Origin of the sequence: Helicobacter mehlei, from assembly GCF_007280785.1 — a bacterium.
Taxonomy (GTDB): domain Bacteria; phylum Campylobacterota; class Campylobacteria; order Campylobacterales; family Helicobacteraceae; genus Helicobacter; species Helicobacter mehlei.
In genome coordinates this window covers 118,345-137,751 of the sequence record NZ_VKGC01000001.1, presented here as the reverse complement: position 1 = coordinate 137,751, position 19,407 = coordinate 118,345, and the positions used below count along the sequence as shown (strand labels likewise).

The following is a 19,407-nucleotide window of genomic DNA, read 5'->3' as shown; positions in this document are numbered from 1 at the left end:
ACACAGGATTAACGCGAATAATACTATAATGATATGTTTTATGTGCTTTAAGATGATAAAAGGGAGATTGATGATCGGACGGCTTTTTTGTGTGGTCCTCTTGAGCGTGCAAGTCCTTGCCAGCACCCCTAAAAACACCATTGTGATCGGGATTGAAAATGAAACCGCGCGCATTAACCCGCTCTTTGATGCCGATCATGACAGCGCGTTAGATTTTGTCTTTAGCGGGCTGACTCGCTTTAGTCCTGAGATGAAAGTTGAGCCTGATTTGGCTAAAAGTTGGGAGGTGAGTCCAGACGGGCTGGTTTGGACCTTTAAGCTAAGGGAGGATGCGCTTTGGCATGATGGGCAGAAGTTTAGTGCTCAAGATGTGAAATTCACCATTGAGCAAGCCCTCAATGATAAGCTCAACGCACCCGCACGCGCTAGCTTTGAGGCGATCAAGAGCGTGGAGGTGTTAAGCCCTTACAGCCTTAAGATCACGCTCAAAGCCCCCTACCCTGCTCTGCTGGATGCCTTGAGCATGGGAGTGTTGCCCAAGCACCTCTTAGAGGGCAAGGACTTAAACACCCATGCCTACAACCAACACCCTATTGGCACGGGGCCTTTTAAGTTTGCTAAGTGGCAAAAGGGGAGTTACATCGCCTTTGTGGCTAACGATCGTTTTTATAGGGACAAGCCCAAAGCCCAAAAGGTGATCTTAAAAATCGTACCCGATTACAATGTCCGCACCTATGAAATCAAGAACGGGTCTTTAGATGTGGCTTTGGTCGAACCCAATTTAGTTAAGGCACTCCAATCTAATCCACACATTAAGATCATGGATATAAAAAGTGCGGATTACCGCGCCTTGATGTTTAACTTCCACAATAAATTATTAAAATCACTAGCGGTGCGCCAAGCGATCAATTATGCGATCAATAAGGAGCTGATCGCCCATAAAATTTTGCATGGTTACGGGTTTGTGGCTAATAACCCCATCCAAGCTAGCTGGGCTAATGACGTTAATGCCAAGGGCTACCCCTATGATCCCAAGAAAGCCCAAGAGATTTTGATTAAAGATGGCTGGGAGCTCCAAAATGGGGTGTTTTACAAGCAGGGCAAGCCTTTAGAATTTGATATTTACGCTTTTAATAGCGATCCACTCCGTGTTACTTTGGCGAATATTTTACAAAGTGAGTTGGCTAAAGTGGGGATCAAAGCACATGCCATTGCCAAAAACCATGGGGCATTTGAGATTGACAAGGTGGATAGTTTTATCATTGGCTGGGGCAGTCCGCTTGATCCAGACACGCAGACTTACCGCGTTTTTAGTTCTAAGATGGATGCGAGCTTGAATGCCAATGGCTGGAATTACAATCACTATAGCGATAAGGCAGTTGATGAGGCTTTGCTCAAAGCACGTAGCACAGACCAGATCGCTAAACGCAAGTTTTGGTATGCCAAATTTATCCAAGCCTTGCATAATAACCCCCCCTTTGCATTTTTAGTCTATTTGCGTTATCCCTTAGCCTATAGCGATCGCATCCATGGGATCAAACCCACCATTTTGGGGCACCATGGAGCACGGTTCACGCACAATGTGGCCGAGTGGAGTAAGGATTAGTGCTTTTTTGGGTTAAGAGAATAGGGGGGGCTTTGCTCCTCTTGCTTATCTTTAGTTTTGTGATCTTTGTGATGTTGAACTTCTCGAGTGCCAATGTGGTTGCTGGGGTTTATGGGGATAGCATCCAAGCCCTTAACCCAGCGATCAAGGCGCGCATGATCGCCAATCTGGGGCTGGATCGCCCCTTGTGGGTGCGCTATTTGGTGTGGCTAAACCAAAGCTTACATGGGGATTTTGGCGTTAGTTTTGCGAGCGGGGAGAGTGTAGTAGCTATTATTAAAGCCCGTCTGCCCTATACTTTGATTCTAGGACTGACAAGTTTTATCCTCAGTTTTGTGCTGGCTGTCATCTTGGGGGTGTTAAGCGCGTTATTCAAGGGCTCTTGGCTGGATAGGGGGGTGATGTTAGTTACTTTGGGGTTTTTTAGTATCCCCAATTTTTGGCTAGGCTCGATCCTCATCATGTTTTTTAGCGTCCTTTTAGGGGTTTTGCCCAGCTCGGGAGTCTATGAATTAGGGGGTGATGAGAGTTTGGGCGATCTAGCAACTCACATGATCTTGCCTATTGCCACGCTCACACTTTCGCATTTGGCAATTTATACACGCTTGGTGCGCAGCGTGGTGCTAGAGAGTTTGCAAGAACCTTTTGTGACTAGCTACCGTTCATGGGGGGTGAGTGAAAAAATCATCCAATTTAGATTAGTGTTGCGCTATTCCTTGCTCCCCATCATTAGCTACTTTGGAGCCAATGCGGCGGGGATTTTGGGAGGGACTTACATTGTAGAGAGCGTATTTTCTATTGGGGGCTTGGGGAGCACTACCATTAACGCGCTTTTGAGTAAGGACTACCCCCTAGCCCTCAGCATCATTTTACTCAGCACAATCGTCGTCGTGCTCTTTAATCTCGTCGTAGAGATCATGGCTAAAATTTTAAACCCTAGATGGCAAGCATGAAAAAATTTCTTATTTTTGGTGCGCTCCTCTTAGGGGTGCTTTTTTTGCTCCCCTTTTTAGCCCCCTTTGATCCCACCCAAGTAGATTTAGCCCAGCTCAAATTCCCCCCCAGTGGCAAACACCTCCTAGGCACAGATTTTTTAGGGCGTGATGAACTCTCACGGCTCTTCTTTGCACTGAGAACCTCCGTATTCATCGGACTTTTAAGCGGGGTGTTGGCTATGATCATCGCCTTTGCCTATGCCTTCCTGGCCCTCAATGCACCCAAAATGATCCAATCCTTGCTTTTGCGTTTTTTGGATGGGTTTTTGTCCCTACCCAATCTCTTGCTTATCTTGCTTTTTAGCGCGTTTAACCAGCGCGCCTTTGGCATGTTGGGCTTAAGTTTGCTTTTAGCGGTGTTTTCATGGGGGAGTGTAGCTAAGGTGATCTATGACGAATTTAGCAATATTGCCACTCGCGAGTTTATTTTGAATGAAAAGGCTTTGGGGGCGGGGCGTTTGGCAATCATGTTTGATCAAATTTTGCCTGTGGCTAAAAGCAGTGTTTTTGTGCTCTTTATCAATACTTGCGCGCATGCCATTAGTGCGGAGGCCTTGCTGAGTTTCTTTGGTTTGGGGCTGATGGTGGGGGAGGCCAGTCTAGGTAACATGCTCAATGAAGCCTCTCAAGCCATTTTTACGGGGGTGTGGTGGCTGGTTTTAACCCCCGGATTGGCTGTTTTTGGGATTGTCTTTGGTTTAATGCTCTTGGGGGAACGGGTGCAAAAACATGGTTGAGATTGCGCATTTAAATATCTTTGCCCCCAAAAACCAAATTTTATACGATGTGAGTTTCAGCACGCAAGCGCATTTGGCAATCTTGGGGAGTAGCGGGAGTGGCAAAAGCACGCTGGCTAAAGCCATCTGCGGCATTTTGCCCCACCACCTCAAAGCCCAATATAGCAAGCTTGCCACCAAGGGGCGGGCGAGCTATGTTTTCCAAGATTGTATCAGTTGCTTTTTCCCCTACCTTAAGATCAAGGACACTTTCCAAATGGTCTTAAAGGACAGACTCACCCACATACAGCCTATTTTTGAACGGCTGAACATCCCCCCTAAGGTATGGGAGCTCTACCCCTATGAGCTTAGTCGGGGCATGGCAAGCCGTATCCAAATTGCGCTCAATCTCGCCCTAGAGGCTAAAATTCTTTTATTAGATGAGGTTACTAGCTCCCTAGATAGTGCCAATACTAAGAGTGTCATTGAATTACTCTTGCAATTAGAAACCCAAAGGCTGGTGATCACCCACGATGAAGAGGTCGCTTACGCACTCTGTGAAGAGGTTTTGGTGCTAGAGAGTGGGCGGATGACTTATTTTGGGGATAAAATGGGGTATTTTTCATGAGTTTAGAAATCCAGCACTTGGAAAAATCCTATGGCAATTACGCGATTTTAAAAAACATTAGCTTTTGCGTGTCAAGTGGGGAAAGTGTGGCGTTAATGGGGAGTAGCGGGAGTGGCAAAAGCACGCTCACTAAGTGCATTGCTAGGTTAGAGAGTTTTAATAGCGGGCAAATTTTATGCGATCAAAAGAATATCCTAGATTTCCCAGAAAAAGCATTTAGAAAAGCAATCCAATATGTTTTTCAAGATCAATTAAGTGCACTCAACCCGGCTAAATTAGTCAAGCACCTTTTAAGTAGTGTGTGCCACCGTTTTGGCATCCAAGAGGATTTAGCAGAAATCATGCATCAAGCAAAACTAGCTCCCGCACTTTTAGAACGCTACCCTAGTGAGCTGAGTGGTGGTGAAAGACAAAGACTGGGCATTGCGCGCGCCATGCTCATCAAACCACAAGTCTTGCTCTTAGATGAGATCACCAGCGCGCTAGATAAGAATTTGAAATACGAGATCATGGAGGTGTTGATGGCTTACCAAGCACGCTACAAAACCACCATGATCGCCATCACGCATGACAAAGCCATCGCCCAAAAATACTTCACCCGCCACCTTGTGATCGAGGGGGGGAGGTTGGCGGAGTGATGGGTGGTTAGTTCCCCTTATTCACCCAAAAACTCTTGAATGGCTTGGGTTTTATCGGTTTGCTCCCAGCTAAAGCCTTCACGCCCAAAATGCCCGTAAGTGGCGGTGGGTCTGTAAATGGGACGCAAGAGATCTAAACTTTGCATGATCCCCTTGGGTGTGAGTTTGAAAAGAGTGCGCACGCAAGCCTCTAGGGCTTCTGGGCTGTGCTTGCTGGTGTTGTGGGTGTTGATATACACTGATACGGGATCGACGATCCCAATGGCATAGGCCAGTTGCACGGTGGCTCTCGAACAGACCTTGCTAGCCACCAAGTTTTTGGCGATGTAGCGTGCCATGTAGGCTGCACTGCGATCCACTTTCGAGGGGTCTTTCCCACTAAATGCCCCGCCCCCATGCGGGCAACTCCCCCCATAAGTATCCACGATGATTTTGCGCCCGGTTAAACCCGCATCGCCTTGAGGACCGCCGATGACAAATTTCCCGGTCGGGTTGATATGGTAAGTAATATTGTCGTTTAAAAACTCTTTGGGCAGGACTTTATAGACAATCTCTTCAATCACCGCCTCGCGTAGGCGTTTTTGATCGATCTCGGGGCTGTGCTGGGTGGAGATCACAATTGTGTCGATCCCCACGGGTTTATATCCCTCATAGCGGATAGTAACCTGTGCTTTTCCATCGGGGCGTAAAAAAGGCAAGGTCGCGCTTTTTCTAGCACTGGCTAGCCCGGAGGTGATGGCATGGGCTAGGTGGATGGCTAGGGGCATATAAGCAGGAGTCTCATCACACGCATAACCAAACATCAGTCCCTGATCGCCCGCACCCACCTCCCCATCGGCGCGATCCACGCCTTGATTAATATCTGGACTCTGTTCGCCAATCCCATTGAGTACGGCTGCACTGCGGTAATCAAAGCCATAGAGCGCATCGGTATAACCAATGTTTTTGACCACAGAGCGCGCGATCTCTTGCATGGGGGCATAGACGCGGGTTTTGAGCTCACCAGTGATGATGCAAAATCCATTAGCTAGCAAGGTTTCACATGCCACGCGCGCATGCGGGTCGCGCTCAATAATGTAGTCCAAAATGGCATCACTGATCTGATCCGCCATTTTGTCTGGATGCCCCTCTGTAACCGATTCGGAGGTGAAAAGATAAGCCCCCATGACTAGCCTTGCATTTGGGCGGCTACTTCAGCGGCAAAATCCCCGCTCTTTTTCTCCACACCCTCGCCCACTTCAAAGCGCACATAAGCACCGATAACCAAATCATCATGGAGTTGCGCGCCTTTTTCTTGGAGGACTTGTGCAATGGTTTTTTTATCATCCATGACAAAAAACTGCCCCAATAAAGTGAGGCGTTGATCTAAAAGCGTGTTATCGGCAATGAATCGTTCCATCTTGCCGGGCAAAATCTTATCAAAGATTTTCTCGGGCTTACCCTCTGTTTTAAGTTGCGCTTTAAATTCCTCTTCTTGGGCTTGGAGCACCGCGGGGGTGAGCTCCGCCATACTCACAAACTTAGGGATATGCTTTAAAGGCTTACCCAAACGTTTGAATTCCTCATTTTCTTTTTCTAGTTCAGCCACTAAGGCTAATTTTTCTTGGGCAATAAATTCGGGGCTAAAGGCATGGTGATCGAGCACAACGGGTTTCATCGCAGCAGCATGCATGGCAATTTGGCGGGCCAATTCCCTTAAAGCGGGTGTATTTTTGGGGTCTTTGTGGGCGATCTTGATGATCGCGCCCACGCGTTGGTTAGCGTGCAAATAGGCATGTAATGCCTCCTGTTTTTGCGCACTCACTTGGGCCAAACGCCTCACCACAATATTTTCTCCAATTTTGGCCACCGCGCTGTGCAAATAATCTTGGAATTTTTCACCCCCCATAGAAGCCTGATAGAGTTCTTCCACGCTTTGGGCGTTAGAAGATTTAGCCACCTCTAGGCTTTTGCTCACAAGGGCTTTAAAATGATCGTTCTTGGCAACAAAATCGGTTTCAGAATTGATCTCCAACATGGTGGCTTGGGCTTCATTCACCTCTAAAGCCACCACACCCTCGCTAGCCAACCTATCTGCCTTTTTAATCGCCTTGCTCAAGCCTTTCTGGCGCAGGTATTCTAAAGATTTTTCCAAATCCCCCCCACATTCCACCAACGCTTTTTTGCAATCCATCATCGGCGCATCACTCATTTCCCGTAGTTGCTTGACTTGGGTGGCACTAATTTGTGTGCTCATCTTGCCCTCCTTCTAATTGCAATTCTTCTAGTAACTCTGCTTGTTCTAACTCACTAGCGTGTTCGACTTCCTCAACTTCTTCTGTGGATCGCCCCACCAACTCGCGCCCCTCAGTGATCGCCTCTGCCATTTCTTTACAAAAAAGCCGAATAGAGCGAATCGCATCATCATTGCCCGGGATCGGGTAATCCACCAAATCGGGATCGCAATTGGTGTCTAAGGGGGCGATGATGGGGATACCCAATCGGCGCGCCTCTGCCACCGCGATTTTTTCTTTCACCACATCCACAATGAACATCATATCGGGCATTTTTTTCATGTGGCGCACCCCACCCAAATATTTTTCTAATTTCTCTTTTTTGCGCAAGATCATGAGCTTTTCTTTTTTGGTGAGCAAGTCGATCTGCCCACTACTCTCCATCTCTTCCATGATCTCTAATTTGCGCACGGATTTTCTAATAGTGCTAAAATTGGTTAGCATCCCGCCTAGCCAGCGGTAATTCACATAGGGGACATTGACCTGCATGGCATATTCTTTGAGCGCATCGCTGGCTTGCTTTTTGGTGCCCACAAACATAATGGTTTTGCCCTCTGCGCTAGCATCACGCACGATGTTATAGGTGTAGCGGAAGTACCGCAAAGTTTTTTGCAAGTCTATGATGTGGATATTCTTGCGCACACCAAAGATAAAGCGCGCCGTCTTAGGATTCCAACGCCGTGTTTGGTGTCCAAAATGCACCCCACATTCCAATAAATCTTTCATGGTGATCATTCTTTACTCCTTAAAGTTTGCCTCCACGCTCTGACGATCACTTTAAGCTAAAGCGTGTGCGGGATTTGAAAAACAGAAACTAAAAACCAAAAAATCGAGAGCCCCCGAAGGGGCAAGGTGCATTAGTGGCTGATGCGTTCATCTCTCCCATGATCTTTATGGGGATGTTCGTGGCGATCACGGCGATCGGCGTGTGGGTGTCCATGGGGGTGTTCTGGATGGCGATCCACGCTGTGATCTCTGCGATCTTTCATGGCGTGTGGATTGCCTTTGCTGCCTACATAGGTGATGTTGCCATGCGCATCAATGTCGTAAGCTTGTCCAAAACCTTTTACAAAGCGACCTTTGATGAAGTCTAGTTTGATGAGGTGGAAATCTTGCATGTGGCGGATGGTTTCTAAACCACGACCTTTGCCATGTTTTTGGATGAAGTTATCATAAACACGATCAAACTCCGCACCTCTCTCCATGAAAGTAACACGGGTTCTGTAGCGCAAGCGACGGCGTAAAATGGGAGATTTGGCTGTCGCTTCATCTTCTAAGAACATGATTTCAACATTGTCAGGGTGGGCTTTAATGCTATTGAAGTGTTCAGCCACTTCGCTCACATAAATGTAGAATTGCCTCCTGCCATCTTGTTCGTCAAACAAAAGCGCGCTGTAAGAACAGATCACTTCATTTTCAGGGCTCAAGCTAGCGATGCAAACGGTGCTAAAGCTTTCTCTAAAACGCTCTAAATCGGCACGCACTTCGTCCATATCTGTAGTTTTGGCAATTGATCGGCACATCTCGATAATCGCATCTTTAATGCCCTCAACACTCTCAACTTTGGCCGGAAAATCAATCCGCAACATCGATTCTCTGCCATCTATCATATAAACAATGTCCATGCCACCCATATCTGCATTTTTCATGCGGACACCATGCGCACCCCTAACTTGACCAAACTTGGCTAGCAACGCCTCCATGTCTTGCACATGGTTGTTGTTCATATGATCAACAATAAAGCTAATATCCATCTAAAAACTCCTCGTAGTATTTTTAAGGCTTCTTATTATATCATTAAATTTACAAATGTGCAGGTTAATTCGATGTCTGTTGTTTATTTTTTTCACAAAGGTTAGGCATGGTGCATGTCATTTTGAGCGGAGGGAGTGGGAAAAGGCTGTGGCCTTTAAGCCGCTCACATTTTCCCAAGCAATTTTTAAAACTCTATGACTCCAAGAGTCTTTTTGGTCTGGCTTTAGATCGTTTGGATCACCCCCAAGCGCGTTTTTTAGTGGTCTGCAACGAGGCACATTACTTCCATGCCCTAGAGGAGATGAGCGCGCTCCACTTAGAAGATCGCACTGATTTTTTATTGGAGAGTGCACCTAAAAACACCATGAACGCCTTGATCTTAGCAAGTTTGGCATGCGATTTAGAGGAAATCTTAGTGATAAGCCCCACCGATCACCTCATGGACAAGCCCGCCTTCCAAAGTGCATTGGAGATTGCAGTCCAGCACGCCAAAGAGGGTAAAACCATGCTCTTTGGGGTGGATCAAGAACCCAATAGCCAATATGGCCTGATCACATGCGCCCCGCTTGAAGAGGGCATTAGCCCCGTTCTTGGTTTTATAGAAAAACCCAACCCCACCCAGATAGCCCAACTCCAAGCACAGGCGCGCGGGCATTTTTACACCAATAGTGGCATGTTTGTCTTTAAGGCGGGTGTATTTTTGCAAACCTGCGCCCGACATGTCCCCCACATGCTCCAAGCCTGCCAAGAAGTCTTTAGACAAGCTAAACGCCTACCCCATATTATCAAATGCCAAACCCAAGACTTACAAGAGGGGGGGAGCGTGGATGTGTGTTTGTGGCAAAAATGCCCAAACCTCTTTGTTGTGCCTCTAAAGGCTAATTGGCGCGATGTGGGGCATTTTGCAAGTCTGAAGCAAAGCCTACAAGAGGATAGCCAGCACAACACTCCCCACACCCCCAAGCCAGTGCTTTTTGAGCAAGCCACGCATAATTATGTCTATAGCCACAAATTTAGTACATTGTTGGGCGTGCATGGCTTGGTGGTGGTGGATACTAAGGATGGCTTGCTCATTGCCCACCAAGATCACCTAGACAAACTCCCAACGCTGGTTACAGAGATCGCCCAAAAATACCCTGAGTTAGTGCATAACTACCCCTTAGAATACCGCCCTTGGGGGAGCTTTGAGGTCTTGCTAGAATGCCCCTTTTTTAAGGTTAAACTTCTAAAGATCACGCCCCATAAACGTTTGAGTCTGCAAAGACACCAACACAGAAGCGAGCATTGGGTCGTTGTGGAGGGGGTGGCTAGCGTGGTGGTGGGCGATGCACACCTGCAAGTGGCCACCAATGAAAGCGTGTTCATCAAGCAAGGGCAAATCCACCGATTGGGCAATGACACCCATGAGCCCCTAACAATTTTAGAAGTGCAATGCGGTGCACGCTTGGATGAAAGCGACATTGAACGCTTAGAAGATGACTACAAACGCCCCTAAAGGAAGAAAATGAAAAAAGTTGCTTTGATTACTGGGATTACCGGACAAGATGGGAGTTATCTAGCCCGCTATTTATTGGATTTGGGCTATGAAGTGCATGGGATTAAAAGACGCAGTTCTTCATTTAATACCGCCCGAATCGATGCCATTTATGAAGATGTGCATAGTAGCCATGCGCATTTTTTCTTGCACTATGGGGACTTGACCGACTCCTCTAACATGATCGCCTTGATTGCCAAGATCAAGCCCGATGAAATTTACAATCTAGCCGCGCAAAGCCATGTGCAGGTTTCTTTTGAGATGCCCGAATATACGGCCAATGTGGATGCGTTGGGGACCTTGCGTATTTTAGAGGCAATGCGTTTGCTAGGTCTTAAAAACACGCGTTTTTACCAAGCCAGTACCTCCGAACTATATGGAGAAGTGCTGCAAACCCCCCAGAATGAAAACACCCCCTTTAACCCCAGAAGCCCCTATGCAGCCGCCAAACTCTATGGCTACTACATCACCAAAAATTACCGCGAGGCTTACGGGTTTTTTGCGCTCAATGGGATTTTATTTAACCATGAAAGCCCTGTGCGGGGGGAAACCTTTGTTACCCGCAAGATCACCATGGCGATTGCGCGCCTGCTCTATGGTTTGCAAGATTGCTTGTTTTTGGGGAATTTGGATGCCAAACGCGACTATGGGCATGCCAAAGATTATGTCGTGGCGATGCACTTGATGTTGCAACACCACACACCCATAGACTATGTCGTTGCTAGTGGCAAGACCTTAAGTATCCGTGATTTTGTACGCGCTTGCTTTGAAAAGGTGGGCGTGATCGTGGAATTTCAGGGTCAGGGCTTAGATGAGGTGGGTGTGGTGGTGGATCTCAAACCCAGCCCCCTAGTGGATTTCACCCACCCCTTAAGCCCTAATCAAATTGTGTTGCGTGTGGATGCACGCTATTTTAGACCTACAGAAGTGGATTTATTGTTAGGCGATCCTAGCAAGATCGAGCGTGAGCTAGGTTGGAAACGCCAATTTGGGATTGAGGATCTCATTTTAGACATGCTCAGGAGCGATTTGGCTCTAGCTAAGAAAGAAGCCTTGATCGCACGCACCTAGCGGACAAAACGCCCGGGCTTTTTCCACCAGCCCCGCCTATAAGCCCAATAAAAAACCCCCGCACGGGCATAGGTTTCTACACAAATGATCACAAAAAGCCAGCGGACATGGTAGCCATGGTGGAGCAAAAAATACATGGGGATGATGCGTAATGACCACAGGCTAAACGTATTAATCAAGAGCGAGACTTTAGCCATCCCCGCCCCTCTAAAAGTCCCATCCAGCACAAACAAACATGCCAGGGGCACTTGGGAGACCCCCACAGCGACTAAATACCACCCTGCCACCTCTACAACCGCTAGATTATGCGTGAAGACCAACGCAAAGGGTTTGGCAAAGACCACCAACAAAACACCCATCACGCCTAAAAATAACACGCCTATTTTTAAAGTGGTGCGGACATATTCTTGCGCTTTTTGGACTTGATTAGCCCCTAGATGTTGCCCCACTAAAACCATGCATGCAATGCTAAAGCCCAGCCCGGGCATGTAGCTAAAACTCTCCACGCGCAAGCCAATTTGCATGCCTGCTAGCACCTCATCGCCATAGCTAGCCACAAATTTAGAGATTAACGCCATGGAAAAAAGGGTTAAAAGTCTCTCAAATCCTGAGGGCCAGCCTACTTTCCAAGCCCGTTTGAAAAAGTCAAAATCAAAGGTCATGTGGAATCTAAGAGCTTTTTTCGTGGCTGTGGTGATCCCAAAGAGCATGGCTAATTCTACAAACGCCACAATCACATTTGCCCATGCTGCCCCGGCAATCCCCAAACGCGCAAAACCAAAATGCCCAAAAATCAAAGCTTGGTTTAAAAACAAGCACAGAACACTCATCACCAGCTTGATTAAAAAGGGGGTCAGCGTGTCTGAGAAACTAGCTAGCGCAGCCACCATCACATTCTTAATAAAAATAGCGGGCAGGGCAAAGACCAAAATATGCAAATATTCTTGTGCCAAATGATTAGCCTCATCTTTAAGCCCCATCCAATCCACAAAGCTAGAAACCCCCAAAAAGCCCACTACGCCAGCTAAACCACACAGCACACAAGCCCCGATCAAAATACTACAATAGCCCACAGACACGAGCTCCATGTCTTTTGCCCCCACCAGACGGCTAAGGGTCGCATTCGTGCCAATGTAAAACACAGAGTTGAGGGCATAAAATAAGAGCATGTATTGCAAACCCACCCCCATCGCCACAATGTGCGCATCTGAGAGTTTCCCCATAAAAAAGATGGAGACAGCCAAAACAAAGATTTCTAAAAAGTTATTCACCCCAGAGGGCAGGGCAAGGCTTAAAACCTTTTTGAGTCGCCACCAACGGATCGCTTTTATAATAGCAACGCTCCTAGTATCCCAAAGACGATTAAGGGGATATTATAAACCAAAAAGGTCGGCAAACAAGTGTCATAAATATGGTTGTGTTGCCCATCGGCATTTAAGCCCGTTGTAGGACCTATAGTGCTATCGCTAGCAGGTGAGCCCGCATCGCCCAAAGCGGCTGCTATGCCTACTAATAAAATGGTCGCTGGCGTGCTAAAGCCAAGAGCCAAACACAGAGGGCAATAAAAGGTTGCTATGATGGGGAGTGTCCCAAAGGAAGTCCCAATCCCTATGGTGATAAAAAGCCCAATACCTAACATCACCAATGCGCCTTCGAATTTGTTAGAGATCATCTTATCGGTTAAATGCACCAGATCGCTAATGGCATGCGTTTTTTGCAAGATTTCCCCAAAGCCGGCCGCTACCAACATCACAAACGCCACAAATGCCATGGATTTTACGCCCTCATCAATCACGCCGTCCATGTCTTTCCACTTCACCACACGCCCGATCAGCATCACCATCAAGCCAATCAACGCTCCCAAGGGCAAAGACCCCGTTTCAATCTGCACCATAAAGGCTAGGATAATCCCTAGTAAGGTCAAATAATCCTTACCGGTTAATTTCAAATCACCCTGTGCGTGTATCTCCATGCGTTCTTGGTAAATACGCGGTTTGCGATACAACACCACCACAGCAACAACCAACCCAACCAACATTGCCAAACCCGCAATAGACATCACAGCCACCACTTGGGATAAGTTGGTGTGGATGCCATTTTTAACCAAATTATCCACAATCATGGTTTGGAAAATCAGCCCAAAGCCAGCCGGGATGGTCATGTAGGGTGCTTGCAAACCAAAGGTCAGCGCACACGCCACCGCCCGTCTGTCTAGTTGCAAGCGATTCATCAGGTGCAAAAGTGGGGGGATGAGAACGGGGATAAAGGCAATATGCACGGGGATTAAATTTTGTGAAAAGCACGCAATGAAAGCGATTAAAAAACAAAAGATCGTGGCTTTTTGGTCCATCTTGCTAACCAGCTTGTTTAATAAAACCTTAATCAAATTGCCACTTGAGATCGCCACTGCCAAAGCCCCTAAGAGCACATAACTTAAAGCTGTTTCTAAATTGCCTTGCATGCCCGCAATCATCATTTTAATGGTTTCTACGATGTTTAGCCCCCCCATCAGTCCAGCCACCAAGCTAGCCACCATGATCGCTAGTAAAATATTGAGCCGTGCCAAACTCAAAGCCACCATCACCAGCACAGACACCACCGCCGCATTTGTCAAAAACATAACTCGATCCTTGTATTTTTTAAAGTGTTTGCAAATGTTTCTAGGTGTCTATACTGGTCTCTTAGAGACCATGCGTGTGTGCCCTGCGCAAGTTAATAATCACTAACCACTCGCTTTAAGAGATCCCCATAAGCATCGATGCGCCGATCCCTAAAAAAAGGCCACATCTGACGCACCTGTGCACTTCTTTGCAAATCAATGCGCGCATACAAAATCTCTTCTTGTTCCCCTGCACAAGCCAACTCCTCCCCCAAAGCCCCGTAAATAAAACTGCTCCCAAAGAAGTTCAGCCCGCTGGTTTGCGAAGAGGGGTCTTGTTCAACACCCACACGATTAGAGGTGATGACTGGCATGGCATTGGCGATACTATGCCCCTTTTGCACACCCTTCCATGCCTCTCTTTGCAAGAGTCTATCTGCCATGCTCTCGCTTGCATCGCAAAACCACCCGATCGCACTTGGGTAAATCAAAATATCCGCCCTTTTTAATGCCATGATCCGCGCAGCTTCAGGAAACCACTGATCCCAGCACACCAACACACCTAAATTCCCCACACTGCTAGCAATGGGGGCGATGGTATCTCCGGGCGTAAAATAAAATTTTTCATAAAAACGTGGGTCATCGGGGATGTGCATTTTACGCTGTTTGCCCAAGATATGCCCATCAGCCTCAAAAACTACAGCAGTATTATGGAAAACCCCCTCCATACGTTTTTCAAACAAAGAACCCACCAACACCACCCCATAATCCTTAGCCAAAGCACCTAAAAAAGCGGTGTCTTCATCATAAAAATGCGCCCACTCAAAGTAACATGGGTCTTCATGCTGGCAAAAATACGGGTAGGGGTGTAACTCGGGTAAAACCACTAAGTTTAGATCAGGATGTTGTTCTTTGGCTTTTTCAAGCATGCCCTGTGTGTGTTGCAAGGTCTTGAGTCGATTGCCTTGGTAGGCGTGTTGCAAAATAGCGACCCTGATGTGCATGCCTAAAATTCATCCTCATATTCGCTATCTGCGCTCACATAGTCATCATCATCATACCCCCCATGATAGTCCCCAGCACTATCCTCAAAATCTTCTTCAAAATCCTCAAATGAATCTTCAAAATCATCCATTTTGCACTCCTTATAATGAAAGCGGGATTATAACAAAACAAAAGTCTTAGAATGGCTAATGCTGGGGAAGTTTTTAGAGACTCACCACCAAGGACCATACATCATCGGCATACCCCCCATCATCGGGTACATACCATAAGGATACATGCCCATGGGGTACATCCCCATCGGGTACATACCATAAGGATACATGCCCATGGGGTACATCATGGGATTATAAGGGATATAGCCCGCACCAGTGGGTGGGAGGGGAGATAAAGCAAATCTACCTCCATGTGCTAGCTTGACACCCGCCAAGGAAATATCCTGAAAAGGTCCATAGTTCCTAGGTTTGGTCTTGGCAATCTCGCCATTTTTATCCCCCACACATTCATTTTTGATCTGCGCACACTCATTGAGGGTGTCTATATCAGGCAAGTTAGGATCCACATCGGCTGGATCGCCTACCCAGCATCCACCCAATAGTGCCAAAATGCTAGAATGCAAAAAAACCCTAGTCTTATGCGTCATTGTTTGGGCTATTCTTTAGTTTTGGTGAGGTCTTTAACCCCTACATCCACCACATCCATAAAGTCGGATCGGAATTCCAAAGCCTTATTGCTAAAAACAGGTTTGAAGTTGTTTTTAACCAAGGGTTTGGCATTGGCTTGAGGGGCATGGCATTGGGTGCAATTAAAGCGCGCATCGCTAATGCTCCCCTCCTTAGCCGGGCGGTTATGCCGAAAATCAAAGAAATGGGACTTAGGCACGGGTGTTGCCCCCACGGTGCTGGCCACATCGGGCATGTGGCAACCCAAACACTGGTTATTGTCCTTAGTGATGGGCAAGAGTCCGGTTACGTCATGGGGGATCATGGGGGGGGCGTTTTCATAGGCTCTCTCAAAGCGTTTGCTCTCACCCGGGGGGAGCTTGTGGTATTCATAGGAATGCAACCTCAAATCCCTTTCATCCTCTAGGGGGGCTTTACGCAAACCAATTTGCGTGTCGCTCACCAAGGATTCATGTTTGCTGTGGTGTTTGACAGCATAGAGCAAACCCACCAAAACCAAAACAGCCAGCATGCCCACGCGCATCTTCATCATCATCTCCTCATTTGAAATCAAAATGAGATTATAGCATAGTCTTAAAATAGAAATTTAACTTGCATAGTAAAAATCCACCAAACCCACCTTTCTTAAGATGATGGCATGGTGGGCTAAGAGATCATCTAGGGCACTTTTGGGCATGTAATGCAACGATTCTTCTACGCTCAAGGGGCGGCGTTTGAGCAATTCTAAAAAAGCAGAGGGCGTTAAATGCAGATGGGGCATTTGTGGGGGCGTGGTGCGGCTTGGCAAACTTAAGGGCAAGTTTTCAAAGTGGGTGGCTAATTGGAGTAATTGGGCGTGGCTAGTGGGCTGGACTTTGTAGGAGGGGGGGCGATCAATGGTGCTTAAATCCACACGAGCAAGATTTTTGACTTGTTGTAAAAACGAAACCAAGGCTTGGATATGCTCGGGCGCATCATTGACTCCTTGCACGACCAACACCTCAGCGACTAGCATGCCTGAATACTGGTTGGCAAAATCTAAAATGCCCTCTAGGATAGACTCTAGACAGAGATTTTTGCTAGGCCGATCGATTTTTTTAAACACTGGGGACAAGGTGGCATCTAAGGAAAATTTGACAATATCATAATGGTGTAACGCCCTTTGGACTTCAGGCTTGCCAAATAAAGACCCATTGCTTAAGATCAAAGTTTGGGTATGCGGGGGGGTTAGGGGTTTGAGAGCACAGATCAAATCCAAAAGATGGGGGTAAAGAGTGGGTTCGCCATTGGCGGTGGTGGTGAGCACATCTAAACGCACGGGGCAATTTGCCAACGCCTCTTGCACGGCTTGGACAATCATTTCTAAGGGTAAAATGGTGTACATGCGATCAATGGGTTTGGCTTTGGCAAGTTCGCAATAAATGCAATCAAAATTACATTGCTTGATCGCTCCAGATAAGTCAATCCCCAACGACCAGCCAAAGCGGCGCGAACGCAGAGGTCCAAAGACAATGGGGGCTTTAGACATCGGCTAACTTTTGGAAAGTGCACTTCAAGCACACCCACACGCTAGGTTTTCTCTTATAGGCTTTAAACACCAGCATATACCCACACTCGGGACATTTTTGATCGCTGGGTGGGTAGTTAGAGATAAATTGGCATTGAGGGTAGTTAGCACACCCATAGAACAACCCCCGCCTGCCTCTCTTTTCCACAATATGCCCACTACACTCGGGGCACACACCAACAACTTTTTCTTCTTTGGGGTGAGGGGCTTTGGAGCGGATATTTTTGCATTGTGGATACCCACTGCATGCCACAAACTCGCCAAAACGCCCCTTTTTGAGCACCATGGGCTTCCCGCATTTCTCGCATGGCTCTAGGGGGGTTGGGGTTTGCTCGGTGGGGGGTTTGATAAATTTACATTTAGGATACCCACTGCATGCCACAAACTCGCCAAATCTGCCCTTGCGTCGGACTAATTCTAAACCACACTCTGGGCAAAATTCCCCAGTTGGCACGCTGGTTTTTTGGGAGGCAATTTGGGCTTTTCCAGCCTCAATTTGGTCCATAAAGGGGGTGTAAAAATCAAAGAGCACCTGTTGCCATGAGGCTTTGCTACTGGCAATGGCATCTAATTTATCCTCTAGACCCGCACTAAAAGCTACATCCACAATCCCACTAAAATGTTTTTCTAAAATCCCAATCACCACAAAGGCATCTTCTGTGGGCACGAGTTGTTTATTTTCTAACTTGACATAGGAGCGATTGGCCAGCAGGGCAATGGTGGGCGCATAAGTGCTGGGCCGCCCAATACCCAAACTCTCTAGAGTTTTAATCAAAGAGGCTTCTGAATAACGCGTGGGGGGTTCTGTGGAGCATTTTTTAGCCTCTAACTTATCTAGGCGCACACTCTGATCTTTTTGCAAGGCGGGTAAAAGTTTATCGCGATCGCACTCGCCTAAAACCCGATGGTAGCCATCAAAAATCAATTTACGCCCGCTGGCCTTAAAAGTGCCATCCGCGCAACACAGGCGTAGGGTTTGGTTTTCAAAGAGAGCATCGGTCATTTGGGAAGCCAAAAAGCGGTTATAAATCAACGTATAGAGCCGGTATTCTTCAGGCTTGAGATAATCCTTGGCAACGGTGGGCGTGAAGTTTAAATTGGTCGGGCGGATGGCTTCATGGGCTTCTTGGGCGGCTTTGTTTTTGGAGGTGTAGGTTTTGGGCTTGCTAGGCAAATAGGGCGCGCCGTAAGTTGTTCCAATAAAATCCCGTGCTGCCTTGATCGCTTCTTTGGCGACATTCAGGCTATCGGTACGCATATAGGTGATAACCCCACTCATCCCCTCAGGGGTCGCCACGCCCTCATAAAGCCTTTGGGCAATGCCCATGGTTTTAGAGGGACCATAGCCTAGGTGTGTGGAGGCACTTTGTTGCAAGGTGGAGGTCATGAAGGGTGGGGGGGAGGGGCTGGTTTTATTTTTATGGGCGATCTCTTGGACTTGGTAGGTTTGGGTGCGCAGGTGTTGGACCATTTTGAGCGCATTGGGTGCATCAGTGAGGCTTTGTTTTTTGATTTTCTCTCCCCTGTAACTCTCTAGGCTTGCCTCTATACACCCCTCAAATACGCCCTCAATGTTATAGTAAATCAAGGGCTTGAAAGCTTGAATCTCCCTTTCGCGATCCACCACGATTTTAAGCGCGGCACTTTGCACCCGCCCAGCACTCATGCCCTTAGCAATTTTGTTGGCTAGCAAAGAGCTCAAACTAAAACCCACAATGCGATCAAGCAGGCGCCTAGCTAATTGGGCGTTGATTTTATAAACATCGAGGGTTTTAGGGTGTTTGAGGGCATGCAAAATGGCGGATTTGGTGATCTCATGGAAGACAATACGGGGGAAGTGGAAAATGGGGTTGTTGGAGGGCGCATGGTTGGTTTGTTGCTCTAAATCTAGGGTTTCTTGCAAGATTTGATTAGCACTCATCTTTTTTGTCTGTGAAGTGCGTTGGTTTTCCTTGATAAGATAGGCAATGTGGTAACCAATGGCTTCCCCCTCGCGATCCTCATCGGTGGCGATATAAATTTGGCTAGCACTCTTAGCTAGGCTTAAAATTTGTTCCACAATGTCCTCATGGTCTTTATCCACAATGTATTTGGGAATAAACTTATCCTCTTGGATACGAATCCCCATAGCGTATTTGCTCAAATCCCGCACATGCCCTTTAGAGGCGATGACATGGTAATTTTGATCGAGAAAATTGGCAATGGTCTTGGCTTTTGTGGGCGATTCCACAATAATAAGCTTTTTTTGGTTGGCTTTCATCTCACACTCTGGTCTTGGTTTTTAGAACATTATAGACTATTTTTGTGGGTGTTGTGTTACTTTTCAAAGTTCTTGTCCAAAAACATGGAATAGCTCTTGCT

General features: G+C 47.1%; 19 protein-coding genes. 7 read left to right on the top strand and 12 right to left on the bottom strand.

The window, feature by feature from the left end; all coding sequences use genetic code 11:
* Positions 1-70: 70 nt before the first annotated feature.
* Genes FNE76_RS00715 through FNE76_RS00695 form a run of 5 tightly spaced genes read left to right on the top strand, consistent with a single transcriptional unit; the run spans position 71 to position 4,583 of the window.
* A complete protein-coding gene (locus tag FNE76_RS00715; RefSeq protein WP_120948111.1) occupies positions 71-1,606 on the top strand; it encodes an ABC transporter substrate-binding protein in 1,536 nt (511 codons plus the stop codon).
* Complete coding sequence (locus FNE76_RS00710; RefSeq protein WP_120948110.1) at positions 1,606-2,559, top strand: ABC transporter permease; 954 nt, start codon at positions 1,606-1,608, stop codon at positions 2,557-2,559. The genes FNE76_RS00715 and FNE76_RS00710 overlap by 1 nt, the downstream gene beginning before the upstream one ends.
* Complete coding sequence (locus tag FNE76_RS00705) at positions 2,556-3,338, top strand: ABC transporter permease (protein ID WP_120955627.1); 783 nt, start codon at positions 2,556-2,558, stop codon at positions 3,336-3,338. The genes FNE76_RS00710 and FNE76_RS00705 overlap by 4 nt, the downstream gene beginning before the upstream one ends.
* Complete coding sequence (locus FNE76_RS00700) at positions 3,331-3,945, top strand: ATP-binding cassette domain-containing protein (protein WP_120948108.1); 615 nt, start codon at positions 3,331-3,333, stop codon at positions 3,943-3,945. Before FNE76_RS00705 ends, FNE76_RS00700 begins: the two co-directional genes overlap by 8 nt.
* The gene (locus FNE76_RS00695) at positions 3,942-4,583 is read left to right on the top strand and encodes an ABC transporter ATP-binding protein (protein WP_143928326.1); all 642 of its coding nucleotides are present in this window, start codon (positions 3,942-3,944) and stop codon (positions 4,581-4,583) included. The genes FNE76_RS00700 and FNE76_RS00695 overlap by 4 nt, the downstream gene beginning before the upstream one ends.
* A 17-nt stretch (positions 4,584-4,600) precedes the next feature.
* On the opposite strand, the gene metK is transcribed toward FNE76_RS00695, so the two are convergent.
* The 4 genes from metK to FNE76_RS00675 all read right to left on the bottom strand — a co-directional run bounded on the left by metK (position 4,601) and on the right by FNE76_RS00675 (position 8,610).
* Positions 4,601-5,749: a methionine adenosyltransferase gene (metK, locus tag FNE76_RS00690; protein WP_143928325.1), complete on the bottom strand. Its 1,149-nt coding sequence runs from the start codon at positions 5,747-5,749 to the stop codon at positions 4,601-4,603.
* Between the two features lie 2 nt (positions 5,750-5,751).
* Entirely contained in the window at positions 5,752-6,819 is a 1,068-nt protein-coding gene (gene tsf, locus FNE76_RS00685) for a translation elongation factor Ts (RefSeq protein WP_120948105.1), read from the bottom strand.
* The gene (gene rpsB / locus FNE76_RS00680; protein WP_013889897.1) at positions 6,803-7,591 is read right to left on the bottom strand and encodes a 30S ribosomal protein S2; all 789 of its coding nucleotides are present in this window, start codon (positions 7,589-7,591) and stop codon (positions 6,803-6,805) included. The genes tsf and rpsB overlap by 17 nt, the downstream gene beginning before the upstream one ends.
* Positions 7,592-7,713: 122 nt before the next feature.
* Positions 7,714-8,610 (bottom strand): HugZ family heme oxygenase, encoded by an 897-nt coding sequence (locus FNE76_RS00675; RefSeq protein ID WP_120948104.1) that lies wholly within the window; start codon positions 8,608-8,610, stop codon positions 7,714-7,716.
* A 107-nt stretch (positions 8,611-8,717) separates the two neighbouring features.
* Between FNE76_RS00675 and FNE76_RS00670 the strand changes: the two genes are divergently transcribed.
* Positions 8,718-10,106 carry a sugar phosphate nucleotidyltransferase gene (locus FNE76_RS00670; RefSeq protein ID WP_120948103.1) on the top strand — a complete coding sequence of 463 codons (1,389 nt, stop codon included), beginning with the start codon at positions 8,718-8,720 and terminating at the stop codon, positions 10,104-10,106.
* A gap of 9 nt (positions 10,107-10,115) precedes the next feature.
* Entirely contained in the window at positions 10,116-11,216 is a 1,101-nt protein-coding gene (gene gmd, locus FNE76_RS00665) for a GDP-mannose 4,6-dehydratase (RefSeq protein WP_120948102.1), read from the top strand.
* Here gmd and FNE76_RS00660 read toward each other — a convergent pair.
* From FNE76_RS00660 to topA, 8 genes are all read right to left on the bottom strand, one after another.
* Positions 11,213-12,487 (bottom strand): MATE family efflux transporter, encoded by a 1,275-nt coding sequence (locus FNE76_RS00660; protein ID WP_120948101.1) that lies wholly within the window; start codon positions 12,485-12,487, stop codon positions 11,213-11,215. The genes gmd and FNE76_RS00660 overlap by 4 nt on opposite strands.
* A 56-nt stretch (positions 12,488-12,543) precedes the next feature.
* Positions 12,544-13,836 (bottom strand): Na+/H+ antiporter family protein, encoded by a 1,293-nt coding sequence (locus tag FNE76_RS00655; protein ID WP_120948100.1) that lies wholly within the window; start codon positions 13,834-13,836, stop codon positions 12,544-12,546.
* Positions 13,837-13,928: 92 nt separating this feature from the next.
* Positions 13,929-14,819, bottom strand: coding sequence for a carbon-nitrogen hydrolase (locus FNE76_RS00650; RefSeq protein ID WP_120948099.1), 891 nt, complete (start codon positions 14,817-14,819; stop codon positions 13,929-13,931).
* 2 nt (positions 14,820-14,821) lie between these two features.
* The gene (locus tag FNE76_RS08655; RefSeq protein ID WP_268877237.1) at positions 14,822-14,950 is read right to left on the bottom strand and encodes a hypothetical protein; all 129 of its coding nucleotides are present in this window, start codon (positions 14,948-14,950) and stop codon (positions 14,822-14,824) included.
* Between the two features lie 81 nt (positions 14,951-15,031).
* Positions 15,032-15,436, bottom strand: a complete 405-nt coding sequence (locus FNE76_RS00645) for a U1 small nuclear ribonucleoprotein (protein ID WP_235852337.1) — start codon at positions 15,434-15,436, stop codon at positions 15,032-15,034.
* A 32-nt stretch (positions 15,437-15,468) separates the two neighbouring features.
* Positions 15,469-16,029 carry a nitrate reductase cytochrome c-type subunit gene (locus FNE76_RS00640; protein ID WP_120948098.1) on the bottom strand — a complete coding sequence of 187 codons (561 nt, stop codon included), beginning with the start codon at positions 16,027-16,029 and terminating at the stop codon, positions 15,469-15,471.
* Between the two features lie 57 nt (positions 16,030-16,086).
* Positions 16,087-17,007, bottom strand: coding sequence for a radical SAM protein (locus FNE76_RS00635; protein ID WP_120948097.1), 921 nt, complete (start codon positions 17,005-17,007; stop codon positions 16,087-16,089).
* Entirely contained in the window at positions 17,000-19,306 is a 2,307-nt protein-coding gene (topA, locus tag FNE76_RS00630; RefSeq protein ID WP_143928324.1) for a type I DNA topoisomerase, read from the bottom strand. The genes FNE76_RS00635 and topA overlap by 8 nt, the downstream gene beginning before the upstream one ends.
* Positions 19,307-19,407: the final 101 nt, after the last annotated feature.